At 63.2% G+C, this 10,331-nt stretch carries 9 protein-coding genes; 2 read left to right on the forward strand and 7 right to left on the reverse strand.

Annotation, left to right across the window (positions count from 1 at the left end; all coding sequences use genetic code 11):
* Window positions 1–1,913: efflux RND transporter permease subunit (locus tag EN749_RS21695; protein ID WP_145990967.1), on the reverse strand; the 1,913-nt coding region annotated here is incomplete at its 3' end.
* Entirely contained in the window at window positions 1,907–2,161 is a 255-nt protein-coding gene (locus tag EN749_RS21700; RefSeq protein ID WP_128363930.1) for a hypothetical protein, read from the reverse strand. The genes EN749_RS21695 and EN749_RS21700, both read right to left, overlap by 7 nt.
* A gap of 242 nt (window positions 2,162–2,403) precedes the next feature.
* Between EN749_RS21700 and EN749_RS21705 the strand changes: the two genes are divergently transcribed.
* Complete coding sequence (locus EN749_RS21705; RefSeq protein WP_127320309.1) at window positions 2,404–2,994, forward strand: TetR/AcrR family transcriptional regulator; 591 nt, start codon at window positions 2,404–2,406, stop codon at window positions 2,992–2,994.
* 329 nt (window positions 2,995–3,323) lie between these two features.
* Here the strand turns inward: EN749_RS21705 and EN749_RS21720 are convergent, their stop codons facing one another.
* The 5 genes from EN749_RS21720 to EN749_RS21740 form a co-directional block, all read right to left on the reverse strand.
* The gene (locus tag EN749_RS21720) at window positions 3,324–4,346 is read right to left on the reverse strand and encodes a LacI family DNA-binding transcriptional regulator (protein ID WP_128363933.1); all 1,023 of its coding nucleotides are present in this window, start codon (window positions 4,344–4,346) and stop codon (window positions 3,324–3,326) included.
* A 137-nt stretch (window positions 4,347–4,483) separates the two neighbouring features.
* Window positions 4,484–5,275 carry an ATP-binding cassette domain-containing protein gene (locus tag EN749_RS21725; RefSeq protein WP_128363934.1) on the reverse strand — a complete coding sequence of 264 codons (792 nt, stop codon included), beginning with the start codon at window positions 5,273–5,275 and terminating at the stop codon, window positions 4,484–4,486.
* Between the two features lie 3 nt (window positions 5,276–5,278).
* On the reverse strand, window positions 5,279–6,265 hold the full coding sequence (locus EN749_RS21730; RefSeq protein ID WP_128363935.1) for an ABC transporter permease: 987 nt from the start codon (window positions 6,263–6,265) through the stop codon (window positions 5,279–5,281).
* Between the two features lie 114 nt (window positions 6,266–6,379).
* Window positions 6,380–7,315 (reverse strand): substrate-binding domain-containing protein, encoded by a 936-nt coding sequence (locus EN749_RS21735; protein WP_013532868.1) that lies wholly within the window; start codon window positions 7,313–7,315, stop codon window positions 6,380–6,382.
* Window positions 7,316–7,657: 342 nt separating this feature from the next.
* Complete coding sequence (locus tag EN749_RS21740; RefSeq protein ID WP_128363936.1) at window positions 7,658–8,815, reverse strand: fumarylacetoacetate hydrolase family protein; 1,158 nt, start codon at window positions 8,813–8,815, stop codon at window positions 7,658–7,660.
* 238 nt (window positions 8,816–9,053) lie between these two features.
* On the opposite strand from EN749_RS21740, the gene EN749_RS21745 reads away from it, so the two are divergent.
* Window positions 9,054–10,331 (forward strand): FAD-dependent oxidoreductase (locus EN749_RS21745; RefSeq protein WP_127396841.1); only part of this gene is annotated, 1,278 nt, incomplete at its 3' end.

Consider the following 10,331-nt stretch of genomic DNA (forward strand, 5'->3'; position numbering starts at 1 on the left):
CTCTGGTCGGGGCCGCGCTCCTCCCACGGCTTCAGGATGGCGAATTCGACCGCCGAATTCGACTGCGCCGCACTGGTCAGGAAATTCAGGCCGCTGATCGAGCCGACAATCTCGACGCCGGGCGTCGCCTGCAGGATGTCGCGCGCCTTCTGCGCCACCGCGTCGGTGCGTTCCAGCGACGCGCCGTCGGGCAACTGGATGACGACGAAGAAATAGCCCTGGTCCTCGACCGGAAGGAAGGTCGAGGGCAGGCGCTGCCAGACGAAGTAGGTGGCGACCAGGCCGGCCGCGAACAGGCCGAGCATGATCCAGCGCAAGCGGATGAGAATGCGTACGCCATTGGCGTAGGCGTGCGACAGCCTGTCGAAGCCGGTGTTGAACCAGCGGAACGGAGCGAACTGCGTCTCGCCGCGATGCCGCAGGAAGGCCGCGCTGAGCGCGGGACTGAGCGTCAGCGAGTTGAAGGCCGAGATGCCGACGGAAATCGCCACCGTCAGCGCGAACTGGTTGTAGAGCTTGCCGGAGACGCCGGGAATGAAGGCGACCGGCACGAACACCGCCATCAGCACCGCGGTGGTGGCGATGATCGGTCCGGTGACCTCGCGCATTGCGGCCTTGGTCGCCGCAAGCGGCTTGAGTCCGGCCTCCAGCTGTCGTTCGACATTCTCAACCACGACGATGGCGTCGTCGACGACGAGGCCGATCGCCAGCACCATGCCGAGCAGGGAGAGCATGTTGAGCGAGAAGCCGAGCATCTCCATGACGACCAGCGTCGCCACCAGCGACACCGGAATGGCAATGGTCGGGATGATCGTCGTGCGCCAGCTTTGCAGGAAGAGGAACACCACGGCGACGACCAGCACCAGCGCTTCGCCGAGCGTGATCAGCACGTCATGCATCGACGCCGAGACGAAGCGCGTCGTGTCGTAGTGCATTGCATAGGACACGCCCTTCGGGAAGCGGCCCGACAGCTCCTGCATCTTGTCCTTGACGCGCTGCTGCAGATCGAGCGCGTTGGAGCCGGGCATCTGGTAGACGGCGAGCACCACGGTCGGGTCCTTGCCGAAGAAGGCCGACGACGAATATTGCAGTGCGCCGAGCTCGATGCGGGCGACGTCGCGCAGCCTGACCAGCGAGCCGGTGTCGGTGTTGGCGCGCACGACGATGTCGCCGAATTCCTTTGGATCGCTCAACCGGCCGACGGCGTTGACCTGCATCTCGAAGGCGGTGCCGGCGGGTGCCGGCGATTGGCCGATCTTGCCGGCCGCCACCTGGACATTCTGCTCGGCGATGGCGTTCTGCACATCGACCGCGGTGATGCCGAGATTGGCGAGCTTGTCGGGATCGAGCCAGACGCGCATCGAATAGCGCCGCTCGCCGAAGATCTGCACATCGCCGACGCCGGGCAGGCGCTTCAGCGGATCGACCACCTGCAGATAGGCAAGGTTGCTCAGCGCCACCGGATCGACCGAACTGTCGGGCGAAGTCAGGTTGACGATGAGGACGAAGTTCGGGTTCTGCTTCTTGATCGTCACGCCGCCCTGGTTGACGATCGCCGGCAGCGACGAGGCGGCCTGCGAGACGCGGTTCTGCACGTCGACGGCGGCGGTGCTCAGCGAATAGCCGACATCGAAGGTGATGGTGATGGTCGAGGAGCCGTCATTGGAGCTCGTCGACGACATGTAGGTCATCCCCTGCACGCCGTTGATCTGCTGCTCCAGCGGCGTTGTCACCGTATCGGCCACCACTTGCGCGCTGGCGCCTGGATAGTGGGCGCTGACCACGACCTGCGGCGGTGTGATGTCGGGAAACTGCGAGACGGGCAGCAGGAAATAACAAATCGACCCGGCGAGCACCATGATGATGGCGATCGCCGAGGCGAAGATCGGACGGTGGATGAAAAAGTTTACCACGAGACGCAAGCCTCCCCGGCTGCTCTTGCCCGCCCGAAGGCGCTGGCGACGCTGGACAGTCTTTGACCGCGCTTGTCACCGAGGTCGTCCCGCGAATGCAGCAACGGCACCTCGTTGCGCTGCGCATAGGCAAGCGAGCGCAGCATCGTCTCGAAGGCGCGCGGGTCGACGCCATCGGCTCTCATGACCAGCCGGATCATCGGATCCCGGACGGCCTCATCTATGGTAAGATCGCGGCGCTGTGGCATTGGCCGGCTCCTTGTCTGTCGATTCGCAGCACGTGCTCGCGAACCGTTTTCATCTTTTCACCGGCCGAGGCCGCATGATCGGCAGTTTCTTGTCCCTCTCGTCGGCAGGGCCAGTTCACGGCCTTGTTATTGACGGTGGACGATATAGGTGTTACCAGTAAGTAACATTCTGGAAGTTACAGACCGGTAACACCCTAGTCAAGAGGTGGCCGAGGGTTTTTTGGAAACGAAAGGAGATCATGATGACAGACGGCATCGTGGAGCGCTCTCGTCCCCGGGATCGGATCCTGGAGACGGCACGCGACATGTTCCACAAGCATGGCATCAAGGGTGTCGGCGTCGACGCCATCACCGAAGCTGCCGGCACGAACAAGATGACGCTCTATCGTCACTTCGAATCCAAGGACGAACTGATCGTCGAATGCCTGCGCGCCAATGCGGCCAAGGCGGGCGCTATGTGGGATGCGTTCGAGGCCGAATTTCCTGGTGACAAGCTTGCCCAACTGCATGCCTGGGTTCGCAAGGCGGCTGCCATGCTCAATGCGGATGGGCGCGGCTGCGACATGGCCAACGCCGCCGCTGAGCTGACCGAGCCGGACCATCCGGCCAGGCTGGTGATCAAGGAGCTCAAGGAAGCCCAGCGCGAGCGCCTTGTGACGCTATGTCGGGATGCGGGCATCGGCCAGGCTGAACTGCTCGCCGATACGCTGTCGCTTCTGCTCGAGGGCGCGCGGGTTAGCGTGCAGACCGTGGGGTCGGAAGGTCCGAGCACGCAGTTCGTGCGCATGGCTGAAGGATTGATCGTTTCTTTCAGGGGCGCCGCCGCCGGTTGAGGTGACCTGTCGCCTGTCCATGTGCGCCATTCATCGCGTGATGACTGGGCGCGCTTTGGTGTCGCTGTGCCGCCATCCCTGTCGGCCAAACGAAAAAAGCCCGCTGCCGGGAGGAGGTGGCAGCGGGCTCGATTTTCGAATGTGGCGCGGGAGGAGGTGCACCCCATTCACCGTCGGCATCGCATCTGGGAGGAGTAGATGGCCGACAACCAGAACCTACGAGTTGCCCAACGATTCGGCAACAAAGAAACTTGCATAGCTGCTGTGCAGATTTGCCGTGCCAATCATCGTACAAATCCGGAAACCCGGTTTAGCCAAGCCATTTCGCATTACTGCACCGGGACGTTTTCCCTGAAAATCAGCCGCGGTTCGATGAACTTCTTGGTCAGATAGGGCGCTGCCGACGCGATCGAGCCGAGCAGGCGAATAACCGACTGTTCCGCGATCAGCCGCGCATTCTGGTCGATGACGACATCGAGCAGGTCGTCGACGAGATGACCGCGCGTGTCCTTGGTCAGATCGTGGCAGATGAACACCGGCTTGCGGTTCGGCCTGGCCTCGCGGATCGCCTTTGCAACGCCCGAATGTCCAGCTCCAACGCAATAGATGCCAAGCAGTTCCGGCTCGTCGTGCAGCGCCTTCATGGTCTCGGTGTAGCTGGCATCGGGCTCGTCGTTGACCTCGACGGCGCTGCTGACGGTCAGATTCGGAAACTCCTCACTGAGCACCGAGCGGAAACCCATCTCGCGTTCCTCGTGGCCGCGATAGGAACGTGAGCCGACGACCATCGCCAGATGACCGGTGCGGCCGCCAAGGAAGCGTCCCATCAGCAGCGCCGCCGTTCGTCCCGCCACCCGGTTGTCGATGCCGACATAGGCCGCGCGCGGTGCCGCCGGAACATCGGACACCAGCGTCACCAGGCGCATGCCGGCATCGACGATGTCGCGCAGGATGTTGCGCGTACGCGGATGATCGACGGCGATCACGCCGACGCCATTGGCCCTGAGCGACAGGTTTTCGACAGCGCTCTGCAGCGCGTTCGGCGAGATACCGGCGAGGTTGTGGATCCGGCACGAGGCGACAAGCGGCAGGCGCGCGGCGTAGTCCTCGATATGCCCGGCGAGATCGCGCATGAAGGCATTGCTGCCGATCGGCAGCAGGAATTCAAGGTGGGCGGGCCGCGAGGGTAGCGTTACCTGATCGGCGACCGGCAGATAGCCGAGCTGCTTGGCCGCCTCCATGACGCGCTGGCGGTTGGCCGCACTCGCACCCGGCCGGTTGTTGAGCACCCGGTCGACCGTTGCGGTCGATAGCCCGCAGCTACGAGCGATATCGGAGACAGTGGCTTTCATGCCGTAACCCACAGCCCGCAGTTGCGTGCGGTATCCGAAACTGTGGCTTTCATGCTGCAATCCTGTTCGCCATGCGATGGCGCGTCAGACAAGCGATGCGATCTGAGGTGACGGGTGATTGACGCCCATCACTATTTTCAGTGCGATGGCTTGCCATCGGCGATGGCATCGCGGATCTCCTTGTCCGACATGCCGGTGATGATCCGTTCGACCTCCGCCACGCTGGTCTTCTTGGGGTCTATGTCGTCAGCAACCACCTTGCCGCGGCGCATGACGACGATGCGGTCGACCACCTGGAAGACATGGTGGATGTTGTGGGCGATGAAAATGCAGGAATGGCCGGAATCGCGGGCGTTGCGCACGAAGCTCAGCACACCCTGTGTTTCGGCGACGCCAAGATTGTTGGTCGGCTCGTCGAGGATGATCAGGTCGCTGTCGAAATGCATGGCGCGCGCGATCGCCACCGCCTGGCGCTCGCCGCCGGAGAGCGAGCCGATCGGCGTCGTCGGCGGGATGTTCTTCGAGATGCCGACCTGCTTGAGCAAGTCGCGAGCAACCGTGTTCATCGCATCCTGGTCCATCCGGTTGAGGAAGCGCGGCGGCTTGATCGGCTCGCGCCCGAGGAACAGATTGCGGGCGATCGACAGTTGCGTCACCAGCGCCGAGTCCTGGTAGATCGTCTCGATGCCGTGGGCGATGGCGTCGCTGGTGCTGCGCAGGCTCACCTTCTTGCCGCGAATGAAGATATCGCCGCTGGTGAGCGGAACGGCACCCGAGAGCACCTTGATCAGCGTCGACTTGCCGGCGCCATTGTCGCCGAGCAAGCCGACGATCTCCCGTTCATTGACATGGAAATTGGCATCCTCCAGCGCCTGCACGCGGCCATAGGACTTGCGGATGCTCGTCATGCGGATCAGTGGCTCGGCCATGGTTCAAGTCCCCGCCTGGTGCCGGCGTTCCAGCCATGAATGCAGCGCCATCATGCCAAGGATGATAGCGCCGATGAAGATGTTGTAGGCAAGACCGGGCACGCCGATCAGCACGATGCCGTTGCGCATCACGCGCAGGATCAGGATGCCGAGCACCGTGCCGATGATTGTGCCGCGCCCGCCAGTAAGTGCGGTACCGCCGATCACCACCATGGCGATGACCTCCAACTCATAGCCGGTACCGCTGTTGGGGTTGGCGGCGGAAGTGCGCAGCGAAGAGATGACGCCGGCAAGCGAGGCCATGACCGACGACAGCACGAACAGGCCGATCTTGACGCCGCTGACATTGACGCCGCGCGCCCTTGCAGCACTCGGGTTGCCGCCGGCCGCCTGGATCCAGTTGCCGGTGCGGCTTTGCGTCAGCACATAGCCGAGCCCGATCGCCGCGGCGATGAACCAGAACAGCGACATGTAGATGCGGAACGGGCCGATGAAGAAATCGCCGACCAGCACTTCCGCCAGCCAGCTGCCTTCCGCGGTCCAGGTGCGCTGCGGAAAACCATCGGTGACGAAAAGAGCGGTGCCGCGCACCACCAGCAGCATGCCGAGCGTCACCAGGAAGGACGGGATCTTGAGCTGCGTCACGAACCAGCCATTGACCAGCCCGATGAAGGCGGCGACCAGCAGCGCGGCGACAAAGCCGACCTCAAGGGAGGTCAGGCCGCTGTTGAACAGGGTCCACATCAAGACCGGCGAGAAGCCGAACAGGGAGCCGACCGAGAGGTCGAACTCGCCCGATGTCATCAACAGCGTCATCGCCAGCGCGATCAGGCCGAGTTCGACCGTGAAGGCCAGCGTGTTGGAGATGTTCTGCGGCGACAGGAAGTCGTGGTTGAAACTCCAGAAAACGGCGATCTCGACGACGAGCAGCACCAGCGGGCCGAATTCCGGCCGTGCGATCAGGCGTTGGACGAGCGAATGATTTTCCACAGGCAATCCGCGACATGAGTGGAAGGCTGAGCGTTGCACATCGCGTGCGAAGGGCTCGGCGAAATGGAGAGCCAGTCGCGACCGTTGGGCGGCCGCGACTGCTAGGATTGGATGTTACTTGCCGGACAGGATGTCGTCGTAGATTTGCGCGGTGTCTTTTTCGTAGAGCGCGCCGGTGATGACGTTGAAGCCCGGAGGAATGCCGCCGGCGGCCATATTGGCCAGCGAAAGCGCGACATAGCTGGTCGCCTGCGGGTCCTGCCACTGGCCGGCATTGACATAGCCGTTCAGCACTTCCTGGGTGGTGTCGAGCGAGTTGCCCCAGCCGACGACCGGGATTTCGCCCGGCTTGATGCCGACCTGGTCGAACACCCGCTTGATCGAGCCGGTGACGAGATCGCCCAGTCCGATGATCGCCTTGACCTTGGCCTTGTTGGCCGTGAGGTAGTCGACCATGCGGTTGATCACTTCAGCCTGATCAAGCGTGGCTTCCGTGATTTCATAGGTGATGCCGAGCGGCTCGAAGACGCTCTTGATGCCTTCTTCTTCCTGCACGCCATAGGTGGCGCCGGGGATTTCGACCGGCATCCAGACGAAGTCGCCTTTCTTCACCAGGCCTTTGTCGACCAGATACTGCGCCCAATGCTTGCCGAAGGTGACATTGTCGCCGCCGACATAGGCGTTGAAGTCGGCTTTCGGATCAGGCGTGTTGAAATTGATGATCGGCACTTTCGCCGCACGCGCTTCCTTGACGATCTCGATCAGGCTGCCCGGATCGGGGCTCGTCGTGACGATACCATCGGCCTTGGCGGAGAGGGCGGCGCGAACCGCTTCCTGCTGCGAGGCGACATCGCCATTGTGGAACGAGGTGTTGACGGTGTTGCCGGTGTCCTTGGCCCATTGCTTGGCGCCGGCCAGGAAATAGGTCCAGACCGGATCGGCCGGACCGCCGTGCGAAATCCAGTAGAACGTCTTGGCCTGTGCCGCTGCTGGTACCACCATCAGCGCCACCAACAGGCCGTATAGAACGAGTCTTAGCCGTGTCAGCATTTGATTTCCTCCCGTTTGTAGATCGTCAGTTCAAAATCCGTCCCTTGTTCCGCGTCTTTTTGCCAGCGCCGGTTGAATGCGTCAGAGCATCCCCTTTTTCGACGGATGGCAAGCCTCCATCTGCCAAGCCTCCATCTGCAGGTGTAGTGGGCGTCTGACGGGGCGTCATCAGCGGTCCCATCAGATTGCATCAGTTGAGGTGATTTTCCGACTGTCTGATAATTGGCGTGATTGCTTCGGGTCGCGCGAACGCGGCCTGCGCCGACAAGGGTCACGCCGGCGACCATCCTACGCCCACGGGGAGGTCCGCAGCGCTTGGCAGGGCGTCGACGACACCAGTTGCTAGATCAGATCGGCTCTGGCCAGCTCCCGCATCAGATGGCTGGCGCCATAGGTCCAGTGCGGGCAGTCCGGCGACAGCTGCACGCGGTTGACCAGCGCGCCGAATTTTTCCGACGAGATGGTGACGATGTCGCCGACCTTGTGGGTAAATCCCTTGCCCTTCTCGCCGCGATCCATGGACGGAACGAACATGGTGCCGAGATAGAGCGCCAGCCCGTCCGGATACTGGTGGTGCGGCCCCATGGCCGCGGCGACCAGTTCCTCCGGCGAGCGGCTGATCTCCGCCATCGAGCTTGCGCCCTCCAGCGAGAACCCGTCCTCGCCCTCGACTTTCAGGCGCACGACGGCGCGCTTGACGTCATCGATGGAGAATTTGTCGTCGAATAGGCGGATGAAGGGGCCGAGTGAGGCCGAGGCATTGTTGTCCTTGGCCTTGCCGAGCAGCAGCGCCGAACGCCCTTCGACGTCGCGCAGATTGACGTCGTTGCCGATGGTCGCGCCGACGATCCGGCCGCTGGAGGCGGCGATCATGGCGATCTCGGGTTCCGGATTATTCCAGGTCGACACCGGGTGCAGCCCGACATCGGCGCCGAAGCCCACCGAGGCCATCGGCTGGCACTTGGTGAAGATCTCGGCATCGGGGCCGATGCCCACTTCCAGATATTGCGACCAGGCGCCGCGCGAAATCAGCTTGGCCTTGATCTCCATCGCTTCGGGCGAACCGGGCTTCAGCTTCGACAGATCGTGGCCGATCAGTCCTGCGATGTCGGCGCGGATGGCATCGGCTTTTTCAGCCGAACCGCGCGCCTGTTCCTCGATCACCCGTTCCAGCAGGCTGACGACGAAGGTGACGCCCGATGCCTTGACCGCCTGCAGGTCGACCGGTGAGAGCAGGTAGGGTTTTGCTGGATCGCGCCCGGTCTCAAAACTGTTGGCGGCGATGTCATCGAGCGATCCGATCGGTCTGCCCTCGGCCGAGCGGACATGCGCAGCCGGGTCAGCCATCTCGCAAAGGTCGCGCATGGTTGGTGCCGCACGCAAGGTGATGTCGAAGACCGTGCCATCGCGCACCGCGACGACCAGCGGGTATGCGGCATCGCTGCTTCTGGCGCGTCCGACAAAAAGGCCCTCGGTGGGCAGGTGGGTCGGGTTCGTCATAGCGCTCTGTCCTCTGCGTGATCGACAATGTGGCGAAGTGATGGTCAATGTGGGCTGGCCGGATCGGCGCGGCACTTTCACCGGATTCCCGTCAAAGGTCTATCCCGTCGCAGACGATCGGAAACTCTGGGTCTCCGATCGTCTCGGCGGCAGTCCACAGACGAAAGCCAAGGCGCTCTTTCAAAATTGTGAAATTCTGACTAGGATTTTCACCAATCGCAGCGCATTCAGGTGACCTTTGGCGACAGCATTCTCCGATCCGATCTGGCGCAAGCCACAGACAGCTTCCACGTTTCAATCGCTTCCCAATGGCGAACGTGTCGATCTCGCCATCGTTGGCGGTGGCATCATGGGCTTGTCGACCGCCTTGCATGCCGCCCGGCTTGGCCTGTCGGTGCAGGTGCTGGACGCTGGCGAGATCGGCCAGGGCGCATCAGGCTTGAATGGCGGTCAGGTCATTCCCGGCCTGAAATACGATCCGGAATGGCTGCTGGAGCATTTTGGCCCGGAGCACGGCGAGGCGCTTGTCAATTTCGCGGCGTCGACCGCCGATGCGGTGTTCGAGCTGATCCGCGACGAGAAACTGGCGGTGCCGTTCGTTCGCAATGGCTGGATCCAGGCTGCGCACACCGAGGCCGCACTGAAGGCGGCGGTAAACCGTGATCGGCAATGGCGGGCGCGTGGTGCCGACGTCCGGTTGCTCGATGCGGCGGAGATCGCGGCCAAGACCGGTGCACAGGGTTATCTCGGCGGCTGGCTCGACCGCCGCGCCGGTGTGATCGATCCGCTCGCCTACACGTGGGAACTTGCTCGGGTCGCGACCGCGGCTGGAGTGAGGATAGCCGGACATCAGAAGGTGGTGCGGCTAGACAAAAGCGACGGCGTTTGGCGTGTTTCAACTGAAAACGGGGTGCAATTGCAGGCAAAGGCGGTCGTGCTGGCGACGAACGCCTACACGGACGGTCTGATCCCCGGTCTCGCCCAGACGATCGTGCCGCTGCATTCTTTCCAGATCGCTACAGCGCCGTTGCCGCCCAACCTGGCGGCCACGATCCTGCCGGAAGGACAGGCGGTGTCGGACTCCAGGCGCATCCTCGTCTACTACCGCAAGAGCGCCGACGGCCGGCTGGTGCTTGGCGGCCGGGGTCGCATGGCGCTGCCGACGAGCGCCGGCGACTGGGCGCATCTCGAGCGGGCGCTGCGGCGGCTCTATCCCGTGCTGTCCGGTGTCGCCATCGAGAAGCGCTGGTTCGGCCGCGTGGCGATGACGCCGGACCATCTGCCGCACATCCATGAGCCGGAGCAGGGCCTGCTGGCCGTGGCCGGCTGCCAGGGTCGTGGTGTCGGCCTGATGACCGCGCTTGGCGAGCGCATCGCCGGCTATCTCCAGAGTGGCGATGTCAGGCAATTGCCCTTCCCGGTCTCGCCGATCCGACCGATCCCGTTTCACGCCTTCCGCCAGGTTGGCGTCGCCGCGACCATCGCCTGGTACCGGCTGCTCGATGCGTTGGAGCGC

It is taken from the genome of Mesorhizobium sp. M7A.F.Ca.ET.027.02.1.1, assembly GCF_004022985.1.
In the GTDB taxonomy this organism is placed as follows: domain Bacteria; phylum Pseudomonadota; class Alphaproteobacteria; order Rhizobiales; family Rhizobiaceae; genus Mesorhizobium.

Bases quoted from the DNA above. Each gene is read 5' to 3' on its own strand.
- EN749_RS21700 (WP_128363930.1), bottom strand. From the start codon at position 2,161: ATGCCACAGCGCCGCGATCTTACCATAGATGAGGCCGTCCGGGATCCG.
- EN749_RS21705 (WP_127320309.1), top strand. From the start codon at position 2,404: ATGACAGACGGCATCGTGGAGCGCTCTCGTCCCCGGGATCGGATCCTG.
- EN749_RS21720 (WP_128363933.1), bottom strand. From the start codon at position 4,346: ATGAAAGCCACTGTCTCCGATATCGCTCGTAGCTGCGGGCTATCGACC.
- EN749_RS21725 (WP_128363934.1), bottom strand. From the start codon at position 5,275: ATGGCCGAGCCACTGATCCGCATGACGAGCATCCGCAAGTCCTATGGC.
- EN749_RS21735 (WP_013532868.1), bottom strand. From the start codon at position 7,315: ATGCTGACACGGCTAAGACTCGTTCTATACGGCCTGTTGGTGGCGCTG.
- EN749_RS21740 (WP_128363936.1), bottom strand. From the start codon at position 8,815: ATGACGAACCCGACCCACCTGCCCACCGAGGGCCTTTTTGTCGGACGC.